The sequence below is a fragment of the Pseudomonas sp. GD04091 genome (assembly GCF_029836165.1).
Classification (GTDB): domain Bacteria; phylum Pseudomonadota; class Gammaproteobacteria; order Pseudomonadales; family Pseudomonadaceae; genus Aquipseudomonas.
Genome location: NZ_JAOEBG010000021.1, coordinates 52,489 through 77,371 on the forward strand (window position 1 = coordinate 52,489; position 24,883 = coordinate 77,371).

At 63.6% G+C, this 24,883-nt stretch carries 21 protein-coding genes; 17 read left to right on the plus strand and 4 right to left on the minus strand.

Annotated elements, in window-relative coordinates; translation table 11 throughout:
* Positions 1-83: 83 nt before the first annotated feature.
* The gene (locus tag N7422_RS21215) at positions 84-1,469 is read right to left on the minus strand and encodes an amino acid permease (RefSeq protein WP_279808371.1); all 1,386 of its coding nucleotides are present in this window, start codon (positions 1,467-1,469) and stop codon (positions 84-86) included.
* Between the two features lie 254 nt (positions 1,470-1,723).
* Here N7422_RS21215 and gcvA point away from each other — a divergent pair, with 254 nt between their 5' ends.
* Positions 1,724-2,620, plus strand: a complete 897-nt coding sequence (gene gcvA / locus N7422_RS21220; RefSeq protein WP_279808372.1) for a transcriptional regulator GcvA — start codon at positions 1,724-1,726, stop codon at positions 2,618-2,620.
* A gap of 197 nt (positions 2,621-2,817) precedes the next feature.
* On the plus strand, positions 2,818-4,068 hold the full coding sequence (locus tag N7422_RS21225; protein WP_279808373.1) for an aspartate aminotransferase family protein: 1,251 nt from the start codon (positions 2,818-2,820) through the stop codon (positions 4,066-4,068).
* A gap of 3 nt (positions 4,069-4,071) precedes the next feature.
* Here N7422_RS21225 and N7422_RS21230 read toward each other — a convergent pair whose 3' ends face one another.
* Positions 4,072-4,374, minus strand: a complete 303-nt coding sequence (locus tag N7422_RS21230; RefSeq protein WP_186661839.1) for a hypothetical protein — start codon at positions 4,372-4,374, stop codon at positions 4,072-4,074.
* A 186-nt stretch (positions 4,375-4,560) separates the two neighbouring features.
* Here N7422_RS21230 and N7422_RS21235 point away from each other — a divergent pair, with 186 nt between their 5' ends.
* Positions 4,561-4,989: a hypothetical protein gene (locus N7422_RS21235; protein WP_279808374.1), complete on the plus strand. Its 429-nt coding sequence runs from the start codon at positions 4,561-4,563 to the stop codon at positions 4,987-4,989.
* A 68-nt stretch (positions 4,990-5,057) separates the two neighbouring features.
* Positions 5,058-7,172, plus strand: coding sequence for an elongation factor G (gene fusA / locus N7422_RS21240; protein WP_279808375.1), 2,115 nt, complete (start codon positions 5,058-5,060; stop codon positions 7,170-7,172).
* Between the two features lie 153 nt (positions 7,173-7,325).
* Here fusA and N7422_RS21245 read toward each other — a convergent pair whose 3' ends face one another.
* On the minus strand, positions 7,326-8,768 hold the full coding sequence (locus N7422_RS21245; protein WP_279808376.1) for a SulP family inorganic anion transporter: 1,443 nt from the start codon (positions 8,766-8,768) through the stop codon (positions 7,326-7,328).
* 256 nt (positions 8,769-9,024) lie between these two features.
* Between N7422_RS21245 and N7422_RS21250 the strand changes: the two genes are divergently transcribed.
* Positions 9,025-9,789 carry a secretin N-terminal domain-containing protein gene (locus N7422_RS21250; protein ID WP_279808377.1) on the plus strand — a complete coding sequence of 255 codons (765 nt, stop codon included), beginning with the start codon at positions 9,025-9,027 and terminating at the stop codon, positions 9,787-9,789.
* Positions 9,790-10,281: 492 nt separating this feature from the next.
* Complete coding sequence (gene aceA / locus N7422_RS21255) at positions 10,282-11,607, plus strand: isocitrate lyase (protein WP_050706488.1); 1,326 nt, start codon at positions 10,282-10,284, stop codon at positions 11,605-11,607.
* A gap of 166 nt (positions 11,608-11,773) precedes the next feature.
* Here aceA and N7422_RS21260 read toward each other — a convergent pair whose 3' ends face one another.
* Entirely contained in the window at positions 11,774-12,508 is a 735-nt protein-coding gene (locus N7422_RS21260) for a type IV toxin-antitoxin system AbiEi family antitoxin domain-containing protein (RefSeq protein ID WP_279808378.1), read from the minus strand.
* 765 nt (positions 12,509-13,273) lie between these two features.
* On the opposite strand from N7422_RS21260, the gene N7422_RS21265 reads away from it, so the two are divergent.
* The 11 genes from N7422_RS21265 to nuoJ all read left to right on the plus strand — a co-directional run bounded on the left by N7422_RS21265 (position 13,274) and on the right by nuoJ (position 24,882).
* Positions 13,274-14,032 (plus strand): SDR family NAD(P)-dependent oxidoreductase, encoded by a 759-nt coding sequence (locus tag N7422_RS21265; RefSeq protein ID WP_279808379.1) that lies wholly within the window; start codon positions 13,274-13,276, stop codon positions 14,030-14,032.
* A 61-nt stretch (positions 14,033-14,093) separates the two neighbouring features.
* Positions 14,094-14,756, plus strand: coding sequence for a lysoplasmalogenase (locus N7422_RS21270; protein WP_279808380.1), 663 nt, complete (start codon positions 14,094-14,096; stop codon positions 14,754-14,756).
* Positions 14,757-15,137: 381 nt separating this feature from the next.
* Positions 15,138-15,551, plus strand: a complete 414-nt coding sequence (locus N7422_RS21275) for an NADH-quinone oxidoreductase subunit A (protein ID WP_279808381.1) — start codon at positions 15,138-15,140, stop codon at positions 15,549-15,551.
* A gap of 9 nt (positions 15,552-15,560) precedes the next feature.
* Entirely contained in the window at positions 15,561-16,238 is a 678-nt protein-coding gene (locus tag N7422_RS21280) for an NADH-quinone oxidoreductase subunit B (protein WP_023381221.1), read from the plus strand.
* 79 nt (positions 16,239-16,317) lie between these two features.
* Positions 16,318-18,099, plus strand: a complete 1,782-nt coding sequence (gene nuoC, locus N7422_RS21285) for an NADH-quinone oxidoreductase subunit C/D (RefSeq protein WP_279808382.1) — start codon at positions 16,318-16,320, stop codon at positions 18,097-18,099.
* A 2-nt stretch (positions 18,100-18,101) separates the two neighbouring features.
* Positions 18,102-18,599: an NADH-quinone oxidoreductase subunit NuoE gene (gene nuoE / locus N7422_RS21290; RefSeq protein ID WP_279808383.1), complete on the plus strand. Its 498-nt coding sequence runs from the start codon at positions 18,102-18,104 to the stop codon at positions 18,597-18,599.
* Positions 18,596-19,960 (plus strand): NADH-quinone oxidoreductase subunit NuoF, encoded by a 1,365-nt coding sequence (nuoF, locus tag N7422_RS21295; protein WP_279808384.1) that lies wholly within the window; start codon positions 18,596-18,598, stop codon positions 19,958-19,960. Before nuoE ends, nuoF begins: the two co-directional genes overlap by 4 nt.
* A gap of 132 nt (positions 19,961-20,092) precedes the next feature.
* Complete coding sequence (nuoG, locus tag N7422_RS21300; protein ID WP_279808385.1) at positions 20,093-22,807, plus strand: NADH-quinone oxidoreductase subunit NuoG; 2,715 nt, start codon at positions 20,093-20,095, stop codon at positions 22,805-22,807.
* Positions 22,804-23,811 (plus strand): NADH-quinone oxidoreductase subunit NuoH, encoded by a 1,008-nt coding sequence (gene nuoH, locus N7422_RS21305; protein ID WP_186669786.1) that lies wholly within the window; start codon positions 22,804-22,806, stop codon positions 23,809-23,811. The genes nuoG and nuoH overlap by 4 nt, the downstream gene beginning before the upstream one ends.
* Before the next feature lie 11 nt (positions 23,812-23,822).
* The gene (gene nuoI / locus N7422_RS21310; RefSeq protein ID WP_003251442.1) at positions 23,823-24,371 is read left to right on the plus strand and encodes an NADH-quinone oxidoreductase subunit NuoI; all 549 of its coding nucleotides are present in this window, start codon (positions 23,823-23,825) and stop codon (positions 24,369-24,371) included.
* A 10-nt stretch (positions 24,372-24,381) separates the two neighbouring features.
* A complete protein-coding gene (nuoJ, locus tag N7422_RS21315) occupies positions 24,382-24,882 on the plus strand; it encodes an NADH-quinone oxidoreductase subunit J (RefSeq protein ID WP_279808386.1) in 501 nt (166 codons plus the stop codon).
* Position 24,883: the final 1 nt, after the last annotated feature.

Here is a 24,883-nt window from a genome sequence, read left to right on the forward strand (position 1 = left end):
TGGAAGGGTCCGATGGTAGCGCCCTGCTCTGCCGCCGCCAATGAGCCGGTCCGAAGGGGCCGCCATGCGGCCCCGGTGCCGGATCAGGCCGCTTGCAACGCGCCCGCTCGCTTGCGCCGCTGGGTCAGCGACACCAGCAGGATGAACAGGGTCACGCCCGCGGTCATCAGCGTCTCGTAGCGGTACGCATCACTGAACAACATATAGCCCAGCACCATGACGATGGTGCCGATCACCAGCCAGGTCAGCCACGGGAACAACCACATCTTCAGCTCCGGCGTACGCCCTTCTCGCTCGGCGCGGGCGCGCATGCGCAGTTGCGACACGGCGATCACCAGGTACACCAGCAAGGCGATGGCGCCGGTGGTGGACAGCAGGAAACCGAATACCTTGCCGGGAAACACATAGTTGACGAAGCAGCCGGCAAAGCCCGCCAGGGTCGAGAGGATGACCGCCACGGTCGGCACGCCCGCCCCGGAGATACGCTTGGTCATGCGCAGCGCCTGCCCCCGGGCACTCAGCGAGTAGAGCATGCGCGAGGCGGTGTACAGGCCCGAGTTCATGCAGCTGGTCACGGCCACCAGCACCACGATATCGACCAGCAGCTTGGCGCCGGGCACGTTGAGCACTTCCAGCACCCGCTGGAACGAGCCGACCGCCTTGAGCCCCGGGTCGTTCCAGGCCACCAGCGACACCACCAGGAAGATCGACGCCAGGTAGAAGATGGCGATGCGGTACACCACCAGGTTGGTGGCGCGGCGGATCTTGTCTTTCGGGTTGGCGGTCTCGTCGGCGGCGATGGTGACGATCTCCGCGCCAAAGAACGAGAAGATGGTGATCAGCACCCCACCGAGCACCGTGCCGAAACCGTTGGGCATGAAGCCGCCGTTGTCCCACAGGCGACTGACGCCGGAGACCTGCGCCAGCGGCCAGAAGCCGAACACCGCCAGGCTGCAGACCACGATGAAAGCGATGATGGCGACCACTTTCACCAGGGCGAACCAGTATTCGAAGGCGCCGAAGTTCTTCACGCTGACCAGGTTGGTGCCCGACAGCACGATCATGATCAGGAAGGCGAACAACCAGGACGGCACATCCGGGAAGTAGGCATGGAGGATATCCGCGCCGGCAATGGCCTCGACTGGGATGATCAGCACCCAGAACCACCAGTACAGCCAGCCGATGGTGAAGCCCGCCCAGGGGCCGATGGCCTCGCTGGCGTAGGTCGAGAACGAGCCGCTGTTGGGATTGGCGATGGCCATCTCGCCGAGCATGCGCATCACCAGCAGTACCAGCAGGCCGGTCATGGCGTAGGAGATGAGAATCGCCGGGCCGGCGGTGGCGATGGCATTGGAAGAGCCGATGAACAGCCCGGCACCGATGATGCCGGCGATGGAGATCATGGACACCTGGCGCGAGGTCAGGCCGTGTTGCAGGGAACGCTGTTTCTTGTTGTCTGGCGAAGCCATGGGGAACCCTCGAATGGGTCGGCCGCCGCAAGGACGACTGAAGGTTGAAGCAGGATTCGGTAGTTCTGAGTTGCTCTTTCTTGTTGTTTTAAAACGCCGCTGACGGGACTTTCCCTCCTTTTCGAAACTGCAGTTGTCATCGTTGATCCAGGCCAGTATTAATCTATGGGGGCAGGTCAACAAACGACCTTTTCGACGCATATCATTCCCAAAAAGAATGAACTCCTTCCATTTTCGCTGGGTAGCGCCTCACCATGTCCAAACGCCTGATGCCCTCTACCACTGCCCTGCAATGCTTCGAGGCGGCCGCCCGGCACCTGAGTTTCACCCGTGCGGCCCAGGAGCTGCACCTGACCCAGAGCGCGGTCAGCAAGCAAGTGGCGCAGCTCGAGGACATGCTGGCGCACCCGCTGTTCCAGCGCATCCGCCGACGCCTGCACCTGACCCCGGCCGGGGCGCTGTACCTCACCGAGGTGAACAAGATCCTCACCCAGATCGACATGTCCAGCCGCTACATCCTCAGCTACGGCGACGAGACCGAAGTGCTGCGCATCGCCACCCAGCCGACCTTCGGCGCCCGCTGGCTGGTGCCCAGGCTCAAGGGTTTCGGCGATCGCCACCCGCGCATCCACCTGGACATTCGCAATGAGCTCGAGCCCTTCGACCTGGTGCAGGCCAAGGCCGACATCGCCTTCTTCTTCGGCCAGGGCACCTGGCCGGGGGCAACCTGCATCGAACTGTTCAGCGAGCAAGTGGTGCCAGTCTGTGCCCCGGCACTGCTGGCTCGGCAGCGCTTTTCCAGCGCCGCGGCCCTGGCCGAGCACCGCCTGCTGCAGTGCGCCTCACGTCCGGAGGCCTGGCATGAATGGTTCCTGAGCCAGGGGCTGCACAGCCAGAACAGCTACCACGGGCCGCGTTTCGACACGTTCTACCTGTGCATTCGCGCCGCCATCGCCGGCTGCGGCATTGCCCTGATCCCGCGCTACCTGGTCGCCGAGGAACTGGCCGAGGGCAAGTTGGTGGTGGCCTGGGATCACCCCGTGCCAAGCAATGGCCGACATTTCATGGCCCACGCCGAGCATGCCGCCGAGGTGCCGAAGGTACGGGCGTTCGTGCAGTGGATTGGCGAGCGGGTGGCCGTGGGGGATTGATGCTGCCTGCACCTCTTCGCGGGCAAGTCGCATCGGCGCAGCGCCGCTCCCATGGTAACGATGCCTGAGGATTTGGGAGGCGCATATGCCGATGACATTGCGAATTATGGGAATGACCGTAATCCAATAATTCGTTTGCGCAATGCACTCCCGACACGCTTGGATACCGCTTATTTCGAACAGCAGGCCGCGTGCACATGAATCAGGAAAGTATCAGTCAGTCCATCGCCATCGTTCACCCGATCACGCTTTCCCATGGGCGTAACGCCGAAGTCTGGGATACATCCGGCAAACGTTACATCGACTTCGTCGGCGGCATCGGCGTGCTCAACCTGGGCCACTGCAACCCGGCGGTGGTCGAGGCGATCCAGCGGCAGGCCACGCTTCTGACCCACTACGCCTTCAACGCCGCGCCCCATGGCCCTTACCTGGAATTGATGGAACGCCTGCGCCAGTTCGTCCCGGTCAACTACCCGCTGGCGGGCATGCTCACCAACAGCGGCGCGGAGGCGGCGGAAAACGCCCTCAAGGTCGCCCGCGGCGCCACCGGCAAGCGCGCCATCATCGCCTTTGACGGCGGCTTCCACGGTCGCACTCTGGCCACCCTCAACCTCAATGGCAAGGTCGCCCCGTACAAGCAGCGCGTGGGCGAACTACCCGGTCCGGTCTATCATCTGCCCTACCCCAGCCCGGACACCGGGGTGACCTGCGAACAGGCGTTCACGGCCATGGAACGGCTGTTCAGCGTGGAACTGGCAGTGGAGGACGTGGCGGCGTTCATCTTCGAGCCGGTGCAAGGCGAAGGCGGCTTCCTGGCGCTCGACCCGGCCTTTGCCCAGGCCCTGCGGCAGTTCTGCGACGCACACGGGATCCTGATCATCATCGACGAGATCCAGTCCGGTTTTGGCCGTACCGGCCAGCGCTTCGCCTTTCCCCGGCTGGGCATCGAGCCGGACCTGCTGCTGCTGGCCAAGAGCATTGCCGGCGGCATGCCGCTGGGGGCGGTGGTCGGGCGGCAGGCGATCATGGGCGTGTTGCCCAAGGGCGGACTGGGTGGGACCTATTCGGGCAATCCGATCGCCTGCGCGGCGGCGCTGGCGAGCCTGGGGCAGATGACCGACGCCAATATCGCCACCTGGGGCGAGCGTCAGGAGCAGGCCATCGTGGCGCGCCATGCGCGCTGGAAAGCGTCGGGAGGGTGCGCCGCGCTTGGCCGCCTGACCGGCACCGGGGCCATGCGCGGGCTGGAATTGGTCAACCCGGACGGCAGCCCGGCACAGGCGCAACTGGCCAAGGTGCTGGAGGCGGCGCGCAGCAGAGGCTTGCTGCTGATGCCCAGCGGCAAGGCGCGGCATATCATCCGCCTGCTGGCACCGCTGACCATCGAGCCTGAGGTGCTCGAGGAAGGTCTGGATATTCTCGAGCAGTGCCTCATGGAACTGAACTGAGGGTTACAGGCCCAGTTCTTCCGGGGTGGGCATGTCGCATTCGAAGGCGATCCAACCGCCTTCGAGTTCGGCGTGGCCGTTGACGATCGGGCCGTAGTAGCTCAGACCGTTCTCCAAGGTGACACAGATGTGCGTGGCGCCTTTTTCCGGTGCCCCGAGCGTACCGACGAAATGCACCTTCTTCAGGGTTTCGGTCACCGCCTCGAGGCCGACACGCATGCTGGGGTTTTCCGAGGCCTCGGTATCACCCCCACGGTCTTCGGCGCTGACGGTCACGGTGGCGGTGTAGGGGTACTTGGTGCTCAAGCGGGGTTACCTCGGTTTCGAAGGGTTGGATAGCTGGCGCGTAGAGTACGGCAGGCGTTCCCGGTTGTCTCTACCGGCCTGATCGCGGGGCAAGCCCGCGCCCACGCCCACCATCGGACATGGCCTCCCCTGCCTCGATCTGTTAGGGTGCCCGCCGATGCACGCCACACCACGAGAGGACACCGAGTGAGCGCCGAACAACCCCTGATCGCCGACCTGTTCGAGGTCGACAAACGCCTGACCCTCAAGCCCGTCGTGGACTTCAACAGCTACCTGCGCAACGCCTTCGGCGAGGGACCCTGCCGCTGCCACCGCTGCGCCGAGGGCAATGGCGACGAGAGCGGCTACAGCCACCGCCACAGCTTCGAGCTGGAAGGCCGTACCGTGCATCGGCGCTTCGCCAGCACCGCCGGCAGCGATGTGTTGATGGCACTGAAGAAGGCCTGGCTGTCCTACACCAAGGCCGAGCTGATCACCGTCGGCACGCTGGACATGACCACCCTCAAGTCGTTCACCGAGGCCACGCTGCACGAGCGTCTGCTCGCGCTGCTGCCCGCCAGCGGCCTGGCCCGCGAAACCGATGGCCAGTGGCAACTGCAGGTGCTCGCCGACTGACGGTCGCCCCGGCAGGATTCTCCCGCTCTGCTACCGTGGGAGAATCCTCACCCACAGGTGATCCGACCATGGCCCGCACGACCCCCATCGAGCTGTACCGCAATATCGGTATCGTCGCCCACGTGGACGCCGGCAAGACCACCACCACCGAGCGGATCCTGTTCTACACGGGGGTCAACCACAAGATGGGCGAGGTCCACGACGGCGCCGCGACCATGGACTGGATGGCCCAGGAGCAGGAGCGCGGCATCACCATTACCTCGGCGGCCACCACGGCCTTCTGGCAAGGCTCGACCAAGCAGTTCGAGCACAAGTACCGCTTCAACATCATCGACACCCCCGGCCACGTCGACTTCACCATCGAGGTTGAGCGCTCGCTGCGCGTGCTCGATGGCGCGGTGGTGGTGTTCAGCGGCGCCGACGGCGTCGAGCCGCAGTCCGAAACCGTGTGGCGCCAGGCCAACAAGTACCATGTGCCGCGCCTGGCCTACATCAACAAGATGGACCGCCAGGGCGCTGACTTCCTGCGGGTGGTGAAGCAGATCGACAAGCGCCTGGGGCATCACCCGGTGCCGATCCAGCTGGCCATCGGCAGCGAGGAGAACTTCATCGGCCAGATCGACCTGGTGAAGATGAAAGCCATCTACTGGAACGAAGCCGACCAGGGCACCAGTTACCGTGAGGAAGAGATCCCGACCGAACTGCTGGCCCTGGCCGACGAATGGCGTGCGCACATGATCGAGGCGGCCGCCGAGGCCAACGACGAGCTGACCATGAAGTTTCTCGACGGCGAGGAACTGACCGTCGAGGAAATCAAGGCCGCCCTGCGCCAGCGCACCATCGCCAACGAGATCGTGCCGACCATCCTTGGCTCATCGTTCAAGAACAAGGGGGTGCCGCTGATGCTCGACGCGGTGATCGACTATCTGCCGGCCCCTTCCGAAATCCCTGCGATCAGGGGCACCGACCCGGACGACGAAGAGAAACACCTGGAGCGCCACGCCGACGACAACGAGCCGTTCTCGGCGCTGGCCTTCAAGATCGCCACCGACCCGTTCGTCGGCACCCTGACCTTCGCCCGGGTGTATTCCGGCGTGCTCAGCTCCGGCAATGCCGTGCTCAATTCGGTCAAGGGCAAGAAGGAACGCATCGGCCGCATGGTGCAGATGCACGCCAACCAGCGCGCCGAAATCAAGGACGTGTGCGCCGGCGACATCGCCGCACTGATCGGCATGAAGGACGTCACCACCGGCGACACCCTGTGCGACATGGACAAGCCGATCATCCTCGAGCGCATGGACTTCCCCGACCCGGTGATTTCCGTGGCAGTCGAGCCGAAGACCAAGGCCGACCAGGAAAAAATGGGCATCGCCCTGGGCAAGCTGGCCCAGGAAGACCCGTCATTCCGCGTGCGTACCGACGAAGAAACCGCGCAGACCATCATCTCCGGCATGGGCGAGCTGCACCTGGACATCATCGTCGACCGCATGCGCCGCGAGTTCAACGTCGAGGCCAATATCGGCAAGCCGCAGGTGGCCTACCGCGAGAAGATCCGCAACACCTGCGAGATCGAAGGCCGCTTCGTCCGCCAGTCCGGTGGCCGTGGCCAGTACGGGCATTGCTGGATCCGCTTCGCCCCGGGCGACGAAGGCAAGGAGGGCCTGGAGTTCGTCAACGAGATCGTCGGCGGCGTGGTGCCACGGGAGTACATCCCGGCGATCCAGAAAGGCATCGAGGAGCAGATGAAGAACGGCGTGCTCGCCGGCTATCCACTGATCAGCCTGAAGGCGGCGGTCTACGACGGCTCGTACCACGACGTCGACTCCAACGAGATGGCCTACAAGATCGCCGCGTCCATGGCCACCAAGCAGCTGTCGCAGAAAGGTGGCGCAGTGCTGCTGGAGCCGGTGATGAAGGTCGAGGTGGTGACCCCCGAGGAATACCAGGGCGACATCATGGGCGACCTGAGCCGCCGCCGGGGGATGATCCAGGACGGTGACGAGACGCCCGCCGGCAAGGTGATCCGCGCCGAGGTACCGCTGGGCGAGATGTTCGGCTACGCCACGTCGATGCGCTCGATGACCCAGGGCCGGGCCAGCTACACGATGGAATTCACCCGTTACGCCGAGGCCCCGGCGAGCATTGCCGATATCGTCGTGAAGAAGAATCGCGGGGAGTCATAGCCACACGCCCCCTGTAGGAGCGGCCTTGTGTCGCTAAAGGGCTGCGCAGCAGCCCCGGCAATTTCAGCAGCGGTGCTGGGGTCTGGGGGCTGTTTTGCAGCCCTTTCGCGACACAAGGCCGCTCCTACAACGATCGTGCCCGTCAGCACCAATTCAGGGCTGCTCCCCCGCCCGTTTGAGCAGCTTCTTGCAGCGCTCCGACAGGTGCACCACCCGCAACTGCTTGCCGGCCTTGGCATACCGCTCGCGCAAGGTCTGCAACGCAGCCACCGCCGAATAATCGACAAAGCTCAGGTGCTGGCAGTCCAGCGTGACCTTGGCCGGGTCGCTGGCCGGATCGAACTGGTTGAGGAACGGCGTGGTCGAGGCAAAGAACAGCGTGCCATGCACCTGGTAATGCTTGCTCCCCTCGCCATCCACATGACTGTCGGCATACAGCTCTCGCGCATGCTGCCAGGCGAAGTTGACCGCGGCGATGACGATGCCGAACAGCACCGCCGTCGCCAGGTCGGTGAACACCGTGACCACGGTCACCGCGACGATCGCCAGCACGTCGCTCACCGGCACCTTGTGCAACACCCGCAGCGACGCCCAGGCGAAAGTCTGCTGCGCCACCACGAACATCACCCCCACCAGCGCCGCCAACGGAATGCGCTCGATCAGCGGCGACAGGAACAGGATGAACAGCAGGATCATCACCCCGGCCACCACCCCCGACAGCCGCCCACGGCCGTTGGAGCTGAGGTTGATCACGGTCTGGCCGATCATCGCGCAGCCGCCCATGCCGCCACATAGGCCCGAGACCATGTTGGCCGCGCCCAGCGCCACGCACTCGCGGTCCGGGTAGCCGCGGCTCTCGATGATCTCGTCGGTGAGGTTGAGGGTCAGCAGGGTTTCCAGCAGGCCGACCATGGCCATCAGCACCGCGTAGGGAGCGATGATCTTCAGGGTCTCGAGGTTCCACGGAATATCCGGCAGGGCCAGCGTCGGCAGGCCACCGGCGATGTGCGCCATGTCGCCGAGGGTACGGGTCGGCAGGCCGAGCAGGTAGACCAGCAGGCCGACGCCGAGGATCGCCACCAACGCCGGCGGTACGGCCCGGGTCAGCTTCGGCAGGACGTAGACCACCAGCATGGTCAGCGCCACCAGGCCGAGCATCAGGTACAGGGGCGTCCCGCTCAGCCAGTGCTCACCGTCCTTGAAGTGCTCCAGCTGGGCCAGGGCGATGACGATGGCCAGGCCGTTGACGAAGCCGAGCATCACCGGGTAAGGCACCAGGCGTACCAGTTTGCCCAGGCGCAGCGCGCCGAACAGGATCATCACCACTCCGCCGAGCAGCACCGTCGCCAGCAGGTACTGGGCACCGTGCTGCACCACCAGCGCAACGATGACCACGGCCATGGAGCCGGCGGCGCCGGAGATCATGCCGGGGCGGCCACCGAACAAGGCGGTCAGGGTGCAGATGATGAAGGCGCCGTACAGCCCCATCAATGGGTTCAGGTGCGCCACCAGGGCGAAAGCGATGCACTCCGGCACCAGGGCGAACGAAGTGGTGAGGCCGGCGAGCAGATCGGCGCGTAGACGTGCGGGTTTCATGGAGGTCCTGTAAACAACCCCGGCGCAGACATCTGCGCGGGAGCGGGCTTGCCCCGCGATGGCGCCCTGGCAGGCATTGATGATGAGCCTGCTGACGTTATCGCGGGGCAAGCCCGCTCCCCCGCTGTAGAGCGTCGAGGGAATAAGCCTGAAAGCGAGGATCGGGATGTTACGGAATTTGCCTTACAGCAGCCACCACGGGTTATTTCTCGCCGCCGTGATCCACACCCGGCAAGATCCAGACAAATTTGCCATCATGTCCATTCCACCCGCGGAGATCATGGACATGCCGCTACGCCCACTTCTCGCTTCCCTGCTGTTGGTCACCAGCCTCACCGCTCAGGCCGCCACCGAAGTCATCCCCCTGCAACACCGCAGCAGCGCCGAATTGCTCCCCGCCGCGCAGTCATTCCTCGGCAAGGACGGCAGCGTCAGCAGCTTCGAGGACAAGCTGATCGTCAACGCCAGCCCCGAGCGCATCGATGACCTGCGCACGCTGCTGCAACAGCTCGACACGGCGCCCAAGCGGCTGATGATCAGCGTCGACAACAACGACAGCAACTTCCAGGACAACCGTGGCAACGCGCGGATCATCCGCTACGGCACCGCCAACCGCGAAGGCGGCCTGCAGCAGGTCCAAGCCAGCGAAGGCCAGCCGGCGCTGATCCAGGTCGGCCAGAGCATTCCTGTCACCAGCACCTCCACCGACGGCTACGGACGCCTGCAGAGCGACACCGAATACCGTAACGTGACCCAGGGTTTCTACGTCACGCCGCGCCTGAGCGGCGACACGGTTCGTCTGCAAATCAGCACCAATAATGATCGAATGAGCGAGGAACGCGCCGATGTAGTGAAAGTGCAAAGCACCGACACGACCGTCACCGGCAAGCTCGGCGAGTGGATCACTCTGGCCGGTTTCAATCAGCAGAGCCAGTCCGAACGCAGCGCGTCAAGCCTCAGTTACAGCACCCAGCGTGGGGAAAACATGACTTTGCGTGTCAAAGTCGACCTTCTCGACTGAACCCAGGCAAATCAAGGCCTCGACCAAAGGCCTTGAAACTGACCGCCAAGTCGCATCAGACCAAAGATGTAGTAAGCCAAAAAAAGCACTACAAAACATTTGACAGGCTCTTTTCGCCAAGGGCATGATGGCCTCGCTCCCGCTAATCAGAGGCCCTGGCAAGGGTCTTCGAGGTGCGCTCCTCCCACCGTGGAGGCACCTCGTGTCCATAAGGCCCACAAGGCGGTTCGACGGGATTGCGACTGCAACGAAGAAGTTGTCCCGAGGGACGGAAGCGCATCACCGCAGTACCGGCAATCGCGTCGCACCGCAGCAAGGCAACCACGAGCCGACCTGCAGGGCACACCTTCGCCTGGCCTGCCCCCTTCCCCCTTCGAGCCTCCTGCGTTCGCCGCCGCACTCCCCCGGACAGGACAGCCGCCTGGCTTCTGATTCGCGTATCCGAGCATCAGCACAATTACACTCAAGATCGATGCGACGAGGTTTATTTCCATGGCACTGACACGCGAACAGCAAATTGCAGCCCTCGAGAAAGACTGGGCCGAAAACCCGCGCTGGAAAGGCGTGACCCGTACCTACACCGCCGCCGATGTCGTTCGCCTGCGTGGCTCGCTGCAGCCGGAGCACACCTTTGCTCGCCAAGGCGCAGAAAAACTGTGGAAGCTGGTCACCGAAGGTGCCCACCCATCCTTCCGCCCGGAAAAAGATTTCGTCAACTGCATGGGCGCCCTGACCGGCGGCCAGGCGGTGCAGCAGGTAAAAGCCGGCATCCAGGCCATCTACCTGTCCGGCTGGCAGGTCGCCGCCGACAACAACTCGGCCGAGTCGATGTACCCCGACCAGTCGCTGTACCCGGTCGACTCGGTACCGACCGTGGTCAAGCGCATCAACAACGCCTTCCGCCGCGCCGACCAGATCCAGTGGAAAGCCGGGAAGAACCCGGGCGATGACGGCTACATCGACTACTTCGCACCGATCGTGGCTGACGCCGAAGCTGGTTTCGGCGGTGTGTTGAACGCCTACGAGCTGATGAAGAACATGATCGAAGCGGGCGCCGCCGGCGTGCACTTCGAAGACCAGCTGGCCTCGGTGAAGAAATGCGGCCACATGGGCGGCAAAGTGCTGGTGCCAACCCAGGAAGCCGTGCAGAAGCTGGTTGCAGCGCGTCTCGCGGCCGACGTTTCGGGCGTGCCGACCATCATCCTGGCCCGTACCGACGCCAACGCCGCCGACCTGCTGACCAGCGACTGCGACCCGTACGACCAGCCGTTCGTGATCGGCGAGCGTACCCGTGAAGGCTTCTACAAGGTGCGCGCCGGCCTCGACCAGGCCATCGCCCGCGGCCTGGCCTACGCCCCATACGCCGACCTGATCTGGTGCGAGACCGCCAAGCCGGACCTGGAAGAAGCCCGCCGCTTCGCCGAGGCGATCAAGAAGGAGTACCCGGACCAGATCCTGTCGTACAACTGCTCGCCGTCCTTCAACTGGAAAAAGAACCTGGACGACGCCACCATCGCCAAGTTCCAGCGCGAGCTGTCGGCCATGGGCTACAAGCACCAGTTCATCACCCTGGCCGGCATCCACAACATGTGGCACGGCATGTTCAACCTGGCGCACGACTACGCCCGCAACGACATGACCGCCTACGTGAAGCTGCAGGAGCAGGAATTCGCCGACGCCAGCAAAGGCTACACCTTCGTCGCGCACCAGCAGGAAGTGGGCACTGGCTACTTCGACGACATGACCACCGTGATCCAGGGCGGTGCTTCGTCGGTGACCGCGCTGACCGGTTCGACCGAGGAAGAGCAGTTCCACTGATCGGCCATCGAGCAGCCGATCCGCACGAAAACCCGAGGGCGCACCGCGTCCTCGGGTTTTTTGTTGCATCTGTCATCGTCTTTCGCCGAGGAGCCGTGGCAAACCGGCTTGGCCTCAGGCAGATCCCGTCAAAAAGCTCATGCGCGCGAAGCCGTGATCGGCAGGGCTATCCATGGGGACCCAGGCTTAGGGTGGTGCCATCCTTGAGCCGCGAGACCCAGCGCTGCTCGCTGCCGACACGCACTTGCCAGCGCCCGAGCAATTCGTCGACATCCAGCAGCTGCGCCCGGCGAGCAAGGCGCAAGTACAGGCGAACAGCCTTCACGCTGGTGCAATGCTCAAGCAAGCGTCCACTGGCCAGGGGGCAGATTGCGTTGACGGCGCCAAAGCGTGTACTGGCCGCAGTCAGGCCGTCAGTACAGCCGACTTCGTAGAGCATCTCCAGCAGCGCACGCTCAGGCGTCGACCTGAGCAGCCCCGCCTGTCGTTCCAGGGTCGCCGCGTGCAGCGTCGGCATGGCATTCCAGTCGAACAACCGCGCATGCCTGTAGCGCGCCGGATAACGTTCGACGAACCATCGAGGCAACGAAGCCCTGTCGTCGCCCCACAACAACAGCGGGGCCTGATCGCCGCTTGCCTCACGCAACACACTGTCGCCTCCTACATGCAAGCCGGCAATCTGCCGCGCCAGGTAGGCAAATCCCGCACCCAGGCTTGGTTCGGTTTCTGGAAAGGCATAGAGCCCGTGACCGATGCGATTCAACCAACCATTCCTGGCATAACTGGCTGCGCGCTGACTGGAAATGCCCATGCGATGCAAGGCGTCGAGATCGAGCAGCGCCTCTCGTGGCTGGGAGGTGTAGAGCTTTTTGATCAACGAATGATGTGGTTGTCCTGACATACCTCGCACCCTGCGACTTATGATGGGCAAATGCCTTTGCCGGTGAAAAGACCAGAAGGTTCCAATCGCTTATGCCGCCCCAAGATTTGGGATTTATGTTTTAGCCTGGCAATCATTTGGCGAGCGAGAATCATCACGTAGATCCCGCGAGACAAGCCACCGCTCTCTATCGGAGCAACTCCCCACGTCACAGACTCGCCCGCGACATACACTACGCGTTCGCTTGACACCTCGATGAGTCATATATCTTGCACGCATGCCGTGACCTGCATTTCGCCGCAAATGGTTCGACCTTATTGAGTGCAGCGACAGTAGCGACACTGGTGAAACCTGGCCGCACCACCAATGCACCACCCTCGCGCAAGAGAATGCGGAGGCCGCTACCAACCCGGATTCCATATACGCTCATGAAAAACCAAAAACAAAACCTTCCCTGCCATGTTTAAACAAAAATATTCAACACGAGACACTTCTTACACCCAGACTAGAACGAACAGACCTTATTGCCCTCACCTGAAAAACAGTGAACTTCAATAGCAACATCACATGACGCAAGAGGTCAAGCACCAAACAAAGCACGAGCAAAAATCGCGACACAAATAGTCGCAAAGGTTAATTAGCTAGCCGATTTCAATCAGCCAGTCCACTCGAAAAAAGATCAGAAACAACTTGTGACGCTCACCGCGAGAAAGTTACCCGCGCACCATCTAGGCTCTTCTGCGCACTCCAAGCCCTTGAACAACTTTTCACTGGAGAACAGAAGTCATGGACAGACTCAGAGGCAAGCGCGTATTGATCACCGGAGCGTCGAACGGCATTGGCCGGGCCATCGCCGAGGGATTCATTGCCGAGGGCGCTGACATCTTCGTCACCGCATTCACCGATGCCAGAGCGATCGACGCGCTGGTGGCGGCAGCTCGCGACACCGGCAGGCGCGCCGGGTCGGCGCTCATCGACCTGGCCGATGCGGATGTCGATACCTTGTTCGATCATGCCCAGGACACACTGGGCGGCCTCGACGTGCTGGTGAACGGCCCGGCGTTCGTCTCGCGCACACCCTTCCTGCAGTTCAGCGAACAGGAATATCAGCGAACCCTGGCGGTCAACCTGCACTTTCCGTTCTTCGCCATTCAGCGCTTCGCCAGGGACTGCATTGCCCAGAACCATGGCGGCAGCATCATCAACCTGTCGTCGGTGAGCGCTTTCCGGGCAGTGAGCCGCATGGCCGCCTACCAGGCCAGCAAGGCGGGCCTGTCGATGCTCACGCGCAGTTGCGCCCTGGAGCTGGCGGCCCACGGTATCCGGGTCAACACCTTGTCCCCGGGGCTGACCGCCACCCAGGGCAACGCCGATCAATGGCGCGACGCGCCGGACCTCTGGCAAAACCGAAAAAGAGACATTCCTCTACAGCGCTGCGGCATTCCTGCCGACATGGTCGGCGCGGCGATCCTGCTCGCTTGCGACGAGTCTTCCTGGATGACCGGGGCGGATCTGGTCATCGACGGCGGGCTCAGCTGCATATAGTCACCGGGGACTTCAGGCATCGTTGACTATACTGGGCGCACCGAAGGCTCAAGGACTGATCATGTCACGCACATCATGGCTGGTATCCGCAGCGCTGCTTGGCGCCGTCCTCTACCTGTGCGCAGTGGCCAACCAGATGCCGTGGCTGGCGCTGGCGAGCAAGCCGATCCCCGTCCTCGCACTGCTGATCTGGCTCGGCAGCGCCGAGCGCACGACCTACCGCCACTGGATCATGCTAGGGCTGGGCTTCTCGCTAGTGGGTGACATTTTCCTGGTGCTGCCCGCTGACCTGTTCGTTTTCGGCCTTTCGGCCTTCCTCTGCGCTCACCTGTGCTACCTCGCCGGCTATCTGGGCAGGACACGGCGCACTGCACGGACGGCCCTGCTCTTCTCGCTGGCGGTGGGGGGAACGCTGTTCGCCCTGCTGGCCAGCCACGGCCTCGGGCCGCTGCTGGTGCCCGTGGCCCTGTATGCCCTGGCCATCGGCTGCATGCTCTGGCGCGCCCTGGCCTGCGGCGGACTGGCCGCCCTCGGCGCCTGCCTTTTCGTGTTCTCCGACGCGATGATCGGCATCGATCGCTTCGTCAGCACCTTCGCCTGGGCGCCGTACCTGATCATCCTGGCGTACTGGCTCGGACAGTGGCTCATCAGCGCGTCGGTCGTGCGCAGCTCAACCGATAAAGTATTGATCCACAGCGGTACACGCAGCCCCGGAAGCTGCTAGAACGAGAGTTTTTCGCATTTGCAAGTGGGCAGACAAGCAGATGAACTTTGCAAGGCTCAGAAGCGCTAAAACAGTACAGCTCAAGTTAAATGATATTAATTATCATTACGCAGCTGCGGCGTCGTTACGAAACACAAGAAACATAATTAACAAATCCGCACGCAATGCCCGAAATTCAAGGCTTTCAGCCATTTACGAAAGATTTTTGTTCTTAATCCTACGAATAAATTTGCAACGGAAATTTTACTTGCACTGGGTTTACCCATAAAATCAGCGCGATTGATTCAGCTGCGACATTTGGTCACTGCGTCTGCGACACCACGTCGCCGCTCTACTTTATTTCAGACTGCAGAGCTGGGTCTCTGTATAAGGATTTCTAGCATGTCCGATTCGGCAGGACTCATCGCCCACAACTGGGGCTTTGCCATCTTCCTCCTGGGTGTCGTCGGCCTGTGCGCCTTCATGCTCGGCCTGTCCAGCCTGCTCGGTAGCAAGGCCTGGGGTCGCGCCAAGAACGAACCCTTCGAATCCGGCATGCTGCCCGTCGGCAGCGCCCGCCTGCGCCTGTCCGCCAAATTCTATCTGGTCGCGATGCTGTTCGTGATCTTCGATATCGAAGCCCTCTTCCTGTTTGCATGGTCTGTGTCCGTCCGCGAAAGCGGCTGGACCGGATTCGTCGAAGCTCTCATTTTCATAGCAATTCTGTTGGCTGGTCTTGTCTACCTATGGCGCGTCGGGGCGCTCGATTGGGCTCCCGAAGGTCGCCGCAAGCGGCAAGCGAAGCTGAAACAATGAGGCTTTGGCATGCAATACAATCTCACCAGAATCGATCCGGATGCACCCAACGAGCAGTATCCGGTCGGTGAGCGGGAAACCGTCACCGATCAGCTGCTAGAGGACCAGGTCCACAAGAACATCTTCATGGGCAAGCTCGAAGATGTGCTGCGTGGCGCGGTCAACTGGGGTCGCAAGAACTCCCTCTGGCCGTACAACTTCGGCCTGTCCTGCTGCTACGTGGAAATGACCACGGCCTTCACGGCACCCCACGACATCGCCCGCTTCGGCGCCGAAGTCATCCGGGCGTCGCCGCGTCAGGCCGACTTCATGGTCGTCGCCGGTACCTGCTTCATCAAGATGGCGCCGATCATCCAGCGCCTGTACGAGCAGATGCTCGAGCCGAAGTGGGTCATCTCCATGGGTTCGTGCGCCAACTCCGGTGGCATGTACGACATCTACTCGGTCGTTCAGGGGGTCGACAAGTTCCTCCCCGTGGACGTGTACGTGCCTGGCTGCCCGCCGCGCCCCGAGGCCTTCCTGCAGGGCCTGATGCTGCTGCAGGAGTCGATCGGCCAGGAGCGTCGCCCGCTCTCCTGGGTTGTCGGTGATCAAGGCATCTACCGTGCCGAGATGCCCGCCCAGAAGGACCTGCGTCGCGAACAGCGTATCGCGGTAACCAACCTGCGCAGCCCCGACGAAGTCTGATCCAGCGACCTGCCGCCCGCTCCCGAGGGAGCCGGCGGCCTGGCTTCATTCTCTACGTTGACTCAAAGCGACCGAGACCATGACAGCGGACACCGCTATTTATATTCCGCCTTACAAGGCTGACGACCAAGATGTGGTCGTCGAACTGCACAACCGTTTTGGCGCCGACGCCTTCGTCGCCCAGGAAACCCGCACCGGCATGCCGGTCCTGTGGGTGAAGCGTGCCCAGCTCAAAGACGTGCTCTCCTTCCTGCGCAACGTCGCCAAGCCGTACAGCATGCTGTACGACCTGCATGGCGTCGACGAGCGCCTGCGCACCCAGCGCCGCGGCCTGCCGGCCGCCGACTTCAGCGTGTTCTACCACCTGCTGTCGGTGGAACGTAACAGCGACGTGATGATCAAGGTGTCGCTGAGCGAAGGCGACCTCAACCTGCCTTCCGTCACCGGCATCTGGCCCAACGCCAACTGGTACGAGCGTGAAGTCTGGGACATGTTCGGCATCGACTTCGCCGGCCACCCGCACCTGTCGCGCATCCTCATGCCGCCGACCTGGGAAGGCCACCCGCTGCGCAAGGACTTCCCGGCCCGCGCCACCGAGTTCGACCCGTACAGCCTGAACCTGGCCAAGCAGCAGCTCGAAGAGGAATCGGCGCGTTTCAACCCCGAAGCCTGGGGCATGAAGCGTCACGGCACCAACGAGGACTACATGTTCCTCAACCTCGGCCCCAACCACCCTTCGGCTCACGGCGCCTTCCGTATCGTCCTGCAGCTGGACGGCGAAGAGATCGTCGACTGCGTCCCGGACATCGGCTACCACCACCGTGGTGCCGAGAAGATGGCCGAGCGCCAGTCCTGGCACAGCTTCATCCCCTACACCGACCGTATCGACTACCTTGGCGGGGTAATGAACAACCTGCCTTACGTACTCGCGGTCGAGAAGCTGGCAGGCATCCAGGTGCCGCAGAAGGTCGACGTGATCCGCATCATGCTGGCCGAGTTCTTCCGCATCACCAGCCACCTGCTGTTCCTGGGCACCTACATCCAGGACGTCGGCGCCATGACCCCGGTGTTCTTCACCTTCACCGACCGCCAGCGCGCCTACACCGTGATCGAGGCGATCACCGGTTTCCGCCTGCACCCGGCCTGGTACCGCATCGGTGGCGTCGCCCACGACCTGCCGCGTGGCTGGGACAAGCTGGTCAAGGACTTCGTCGAATGGCTGCCCAAGCGCCTCGACGAATACACCAAGGCCGCCCTGCAGAACAGCATCCTCAAGGGCCGCACCATCGGCGTCGCCGCGTACAACACCAAGGAAGCCCTGGAATGGGGCACCACGGGTGCCGGCCTGCGCTCCACCGGCTGCGACTTCGACCTGCGTAAAGCACGCCCCTACTCCGGCTACGAGAACTTCGAGTTCGAAGTACCGCTGGCCCACAACGGCGATGCCTACGATCGCTGCATGGTCCGCGTCGAGGAGATGCGCCAGAGTATCCGCATCATCGACCAGTGCCTGCGCAACATGCCGGAAGGCCCGTACAAGGCGGACCACCCGCTGACCACGCCGCCGCCGAAAGAGCGCACCCTGCAGCATATCGAGACCCTGATCACCCACTTCCTGCAAGTCTCGTGGGGCCCGGTCATGCCGGCCAACGAGTCGTTCCAGATGATCGAGGCGACCAAGGGCATCAACAGTTACTACCTGACGAGCGATGGCGGCACCATGAGCTACCGCACCCGGATCCGTACCCCGAGCTACCCGCACCTGCAGCAGATCCCTTCGGTGATCAAGGGCAGCATGGTCGCGGACCTGATCGCGTACCTGGGCAGTATCGACTTCGTTATGGCTGACGTGGACCGCTAAGCATGAACAGCACGCTTATCCAAACCGACCGTTTCGCCCTGAGCGAAACCGAGCGCTCGGCCATCGAGCACGAGATGCACCACTACGAGGACCCGCGCGCGGCGTCCATCGAAGCCCTGAAGATCGTTCAGAAAGAGCGCGGCTGGGTGCCGGACGGCGCCATCTATGCCATCGGCGAAGTGCTGGGCATCCCCGCCAGCGACGTCGAGGGCGTGGCCACCTTCTACAGCCAGATCTTCCGCCAGCCGGTCGGTCGCCACATCATCCGCGTGTGCGACAGCATGGTCTGCTACATCGGCGGCCATGAGTCGGTGGTCAGCCAGATCCAGAGCGAGCTGGGCATCGGCCTCGGCCAGACCACCCCGGACGGACGCTTCACCCTGCTGCCGGTCTGCTGCCTGGGCAACTGCGACAAGGCCCCGGCGCTGATGATCGACGACGACACCTTTGGCGACGTTCAGCCCGCTGGCGTTTCCAAGCTGCTGGAGGGTTACGCATGACCATCACTTCCTTCGGCCCGGCCAACCGCATCGCGCGTTCGGCCGAAACCCACCCGCTGACCTGGCGCCTGCGTGACGACGGCGAGCCTGTCTGGCTCGACGAATACCAGGCCAAGAATGGCTATGCCGCCGCCCGCAAGGCGCTGGCGGAAATGTCCGCGGACGACATCGTCCAGAGCGTCAAGGACTCCGGCCTCAAGGGCCGCGGCGGCGCAGGCTTCCCCACTGGCGTGAAGTGGGGCCTGATGCCCAAAGACGAATCCATGAACATCCGCTACCTGCTGTGCAACGCGGACGAAATGGAACCGAACACCTGGAAGGACCGCATGCTGATGGAGCAACAGCCCCATCTGCTGGTCGAGGGCATGCTGATCAGTGCCCGTGCCCTGAAGGCCTACCGTGGCTACATCTTCCTGCGTGGCGAATACACCACCGCGGCGAAGAACCTCAACCGCGCCATCGACGAAGCCAAGGCCGCGGGCCTGCTGGGCAAGAACATCCTCGGCAGCGGTTTCGACTTCGAGCTGTTCGTGCACACCGGTGCCGGTCGCTACATCTGCGGTGAAGAGACCGCACTGATCAACTCGCTCGAAGGCCGCCGCGCCAATCCGCGCTCCAAGCCGCCCTTCCCTGCCGCCGTCGGCGTCTGGGGCAAGCCGACCTGCGTGAACAACGTCGAGACCCTGTGCAACGTCCCGGCCATCGTCGCCAACGGCAACGACTGGTACAAGTCGCTGGCCCGTGAAGGCAGCGAAGACCACGGCACCAAGCTGATGGGCTTCTCCGGCAAGGTGAAGAACCCAGGCCTGTGGGAACTGCCGTTCGGCGTTGCCGCCCGCGAGCTGTTCGAGGACTACGCCGGCGGCATGCGCGACGGCTACAAGCTCAAGTGCTGGCAGCCGGGCGGCGCCGGTACCGGTTTCCTGCTGCCCGAGCACCTCGACGCGCAGATGTATGCCGGCGGCATCGCCAAGGTCGGCACCCGGATGGGTACGGGCCTGGCCATGGCGGTGGACGACAGCGTCAACATGGTCTCGCTGCTGCGCAACATGGAAGAGTTCTTCGCCCGCGAGTCGTGCGGCTGGTGCACCCCATGCCGTGACGGCCTGCCATGGAGCGTGAAGATGCTGCGCGCCCTGGAGAAAGGCCAGGGCCGCGCCGAAGACATCGAGACCCTGCTGGGTCTGGTCAACTTCCTCGGCCCTGGCCGCACCTTCTGTGCTCACGCACCGGGTGCCGTCGAGCCATTGGGCAGTGCCATCAAATACTTCCGCTCGGAATTCGAGGCCGGTGTCGCTCCAGCAAGTGCTGCCGACACCCTGCGCCCGAACCTGGCGAAGCCGATCGTGGTCGGCGCATAACAAGATGAACAGCGGATGGTCCGTGCCATCCGCCAGCCTGTCGGCCGGCCAGCACGATGCGAGGCCGGCCACAGGCTCACCGATTTCCATTAGCCACGCCTGCTCACGCGGGCCAACGAAGAACTTTGAACCATGGCCACTATCCACGTAGACGGCAAAGCGCTCGAAGTCAACGGTGCGGACAACCTGTTACAGGCCTGTCTGTCGCTCGGCCTCGACATCCCTTATTTCTGCTGGCACCCGGCGCTCGGTAGCGTCGGTGCCTGCCGGCAGTGCGCGGTCAAGCAGTACACCGACGAGAACGACACCCGTGGTCGTATCGTCATGTCCTGCATGACCCCTGCTTCCGACGGCACCTGGATCTCCATCGACGATGACGAGTCCAAGGCGTTTCGCGCCAGCGTCGTCGAATGGCTGATGACCAACCACCCGCACGACTGCCCGGTGTGCGAGGAAGGCGGTCACTGCCACCTGCAGGACATGACGGTAATGACCGGCCACAACGAGCGCCGCTACCGTTTCACCAAGCGTACCCACCAGAACCAGGACCTCGGCCCGTTCATCGCCCATGAGATGAACCGCTGCATCGCCTGCTACCGCTGCGTGCGCTACTACAAGGACTACGCCGGCGGCACCGACCTGGGTGTCTATGGCGCCCACGACAACGTGTACTTCGGTCGCGTCGAGGACGGCGTGCTGGAAAGCGAGTTCTCCGGCAACCTGACCGAGGTCTGCCCGACCGGCGTGTTCACCGACAAGACCCACTCCGAGCGCTACAACCGCAAGTGGGACATGCAGTTCGCCCCGAGCATCTGCCATGGCTGCTCCAGCGGCTGCAACATCAGCCCCGGCGAGCGCTACGGCGAACTGCGCCGCATCGAGAACCGCTTCAACGGCTCGGTGAACCAGTACTTCCTGTGCGACCGTGGCCGCTTCGGCTATGGCTACGTCAACCGCGCCGACCGTCCACGCCAGCCGTTCCTCGCCGATGGCAGCAAGCTGTCGCTGGACGCCGCCCTGGACAAGGCCGCCGACCTGCTGCGCGGCCGTACCATCGTCGGCATCGGCTCGCCACGCGCCAGCCTCGAAAGCAACTACGGCCTGCGTGAGCTGGTCGGCGCCGACTACTTCTACTGCGGTATGGAAGCTGGCGAGCTGGCCCGCGTACGCCTGGTCCTGGACGTGCTGAACAACAGCCCGCTGCCGGTGCCGACCCTGCGCGACATCGAAGACCACGATGCCGTGTTCGTGCTCGGTGAAGACCTCACCCAGACCGCCGCCCGTGTCGCCCTGGCCGTGCGCCAGGCCACCAAGGGCAAGGCCGAGGCCATGGCCGACGCCATGCGCGTGCAGCCTTGGCTGGACGCTGCGGTGAAGAACATCGGCCAGCACGCGCTGTACCCGCTGTTCATCGCGTCCTTGGCCGAGACCAAGCTGGACGACGTCGCCGAAGAGTGCGTGCACGCAGCTCCGGCTGACCTGGCTCGCATCGGTTTCGCCGTGGCCCACGCCATCGACCCGAGCGCCCCGGCCGTCGAAGGTCTGGACAGCGAAGCGCAAGCACTGGCCCAGCGCATCGCCGATGCCCTGCTCACCGCCCAGCGCCCGCTGGTGGTCGCCGGTACGTCCCTGGCGGATCCTGCGCTGATCGAAGCCGCCGCCAACATCGCCAAGGCCCTCAAGCTGCGCGAGAAGAACGGTTCGCTGAGCCTGGTCGTGCCCGAGGCCAACAGCCTCGGCATGGCGATGATGGGCGGCGAGTCCGTCGACGCCGCGTTGGACGCCGTGATCAGCGGCAAGGCCGACGCCATCGTCGTGCTGGAGAACGACCTGTACGCCCGCGTACCGGCCGCCAAGGTCGACGCGGCCCTGGCCGCGGCCAAGGTGGTGATCGTCGCCGACCACTCCAAGACCCCGACCCTCGAGCGCGCCCACCTGGTGCTGCCGGCGGCTTCCTTCGCCGAAGGCGACGGCACCCTGGTCAGCCAGGAAGGCCGCGCCCAGCGCTTCTTCCAGGTGTTCGACCCGCAGTACCTGGACAGCAGCATCCAGATCCACGAAGGCTGGCGCTGGATGCACGCCCTGCGTGCCACCCTGCTCAACAAGCCGGTGGACTGGACCCAGCTGGACCATGTCACCAGCGCCTGCGCCGAAGCCGCGCCGCAACTGGCCGGCATCGTCAACGCCGCGCCTTCCGCCGCCTTCCGCATCAAGGGCATGAAGCTGGCCCGCGAGCCGCTGCGCTACTCCGGCCGTACCGCCATGCGCGCCAACATCAGCGTGCACGAACCACGCACTCCGCAGGACAAGGACACCGCGTTCGCCTTCTCCATGGAAGGCTACTCGGGCTCGGCCGAACCGCGCCAGCAGGTGCCGTTCGCCTGGTCGCCGGGCTGGAACTCGCCGCAGGCCTGGAACAAGTTCCAGGACGAAGTGGGTGGCCACCTGCGCGCCGGTGACCCGGGCGTGCGCCTGATCGAGTCGCAGGGCGACCGCCTGAGCTGGTTCAGCGCCATCCCGGGCGCGTTCAACCCGGCCCGTGGCACCTGGACCGCGGTCCCGTTCTTCCACCTGTTCGGCAGCGAAGAGAACTCCTCCCGCGCCGCCCCGGTGCAGGAGCGCATCCCGGCCGCCTACGTCGGCCTGGCCAAGTCCGAGGCCGACCGCCTGGGCGTCAACGACGGCGCGATGCTGAGCCTGAACGTCGCCGGCCAGTCGCTGCGCCTGCCGCTGCGTATCAATGAAGAGCTGGGCGCTGGCCTGGTTGCGTTGCCCAAAGGCCTGGCCGGCATTCCGCCCGCCATCTTCGGTGCATCCGTCGAAGGCCTGCAGGAGGCAGCACAATGAGCTGGTTCACCCCCGAAGTGATCGATGTGATCCTCACCGTCGTGCGGGCCATCGTGGTCCTGCTGGCCGTGGTGGTCTGCGGCGCGCTGCTCAGCTTCGTCGAACGTCGCCTGCTGGGCTGGTGGCAGGACCGCTACGGTCCGAACCGTGTCGGCCCGTTCGGCATGTTCCAGATCGCCGCCGACATGCTGAAGATGTTCTTCAAGGAAGACTGGAACCCGCCCTTCGTCGATCGCATGATCTTCACCCTGGCGCCGGTCGTGGCCATGAGTGCCCTGCTTATCGCCTTCGTGGTCATCCCGATCACCCCGGTATGGGGCGTCGCCGACCTGAACATCGGCCTGCTGTTCTTCTTCGCCATGGCCGGCCTGTCGGTCTACGCCGTGCTGTTCGCCGGCTGGTCGTCGAACAACAAGTACGCCCTGCTCGGCAGCCTGCGGGCCTCGGCGCAGACCGTGTCGTACGAAGTGTTCCTGGGCCTGGCGCTGATGGGCGTGGTGGTGCAGGTGGGTTCGTTCAACATGCGCGACATCGTTGAATACCAGGCCCAGAACCTGTGGTTCATCATTCCGCAGTTCTTCGGCTTCTGCACCTTCTTCATCGCTGGCGTCGCCGTGACCCACCGTCACCCGTTCGACCAGCCGGAAGCGGAACAGGAACTGGCCGATGGCTACCACATCGAATATGCCGGCATGAAATGGGGCATGTTCTTCGTCGGTGAGTACATCGGCATCATCCTGGTCTCGGCGCTGCTGGTGACCCTGTTCTTCGGCGGCTGGCACGGCCCGTTCGGCCTGCTGCCACAGGTACCGTTCCTGTGGTTCGCCCTGAAGACCGCGTTCTTCATCATGCTGTTCATCCTGCTGCGCGCCTCGATCCCGCGCCCACGCTATGACCAGGTGATGGACTTCAGCTGGAAGTTCTGCTTGCCGCTGACCCTGATCAATTTGCTGGTGACCGCTGCGATCGTGCTCTACAACACGCCAGCCGTCGCGGCCCAGTGAGGATTTGACCCATGTTCAAGTATATCGGCGACATCGTTAAGGGCACCGGCACACAGCTGCGCAGCCTGGCCATGGTGTTCTCCCACGGGTTCCGCAAGCGCGACACCCTGCAGTACCCCGAAGAACCCGTGTACCTGCCGCCGCGCTATCGCGGCCGCATCGTCCTCACCCGCGACCCCGACGGCGAGGAGCGCTGCGTGGCGTGCAACCTCTGCGCGGTGGCCTGCCCGGTTGGCTGCATCTCGCTGCAGAAGGCCGAGACCGAGGACGGTCGTTGGTACCCAGAGTTCTTCCGTATCAACTTCTCGCGCTGCATCTTCTGCGGCCTGTGCGAAGAGGCGTGCCCGACCACCGCGATCCAGCTGACTCCGGATTTCGAAATGGCCGAGTTCAAGCGTCAGGACCTGGTGTACGAGAAAGAAGATCTGCTGATTTCCGGCCCCGGCAAGAACCCTGACTACAACTTCTACCGTGTTGCGGGTATGGCCATCGCTGGCAAGCCGAAAGGCTCTGCGCAGAACGAAGCCGAGCCGATCAACGTGAAGAGCTTGCTCCCATAAGGACAGAAAGATGGAATTCGCTTTCTACTTCGCATCCGGGATCGCCGTGGTCTCCACCCTCCGGGTGGTGACCGGCACCAACCCCGTGCACGCCCTGCTCTACCTGATCATTTCGCTGATCTCCGTGGCGATGATCTTCTTCTCCCTCGGTGCGCCGTTCGCCGGCGCCCTGGAAGTGATCGCCTACGCCGGCGCCATCATGGTGCTGTTCGTCTTCGTGGTGATGATGCTCAACCTCGGGCCGGCCTCGGTCGCCCAGGAACGTGGCTGGCTCAAGCCGGGCATCTGGGCGGGGCCGGTGATCCTCGCCGCCCTGCTGCTGCTGGAGCTGCTGTACGTGCTGTTCGTCACCCCGTCGGGCGCTGCCATCAGCGGTACCACCGTGGACGCCAAGGCCGTGGGCATCAGCCTGTTCGGCCCGTACCTGCTGGTGGTCGAACTGGCGTCGATGCTGCTGCTCGCCGCCGCCGTCACCGCCTTCCACCTGGGCCGCAACGAGGCGAAGGAGTAAA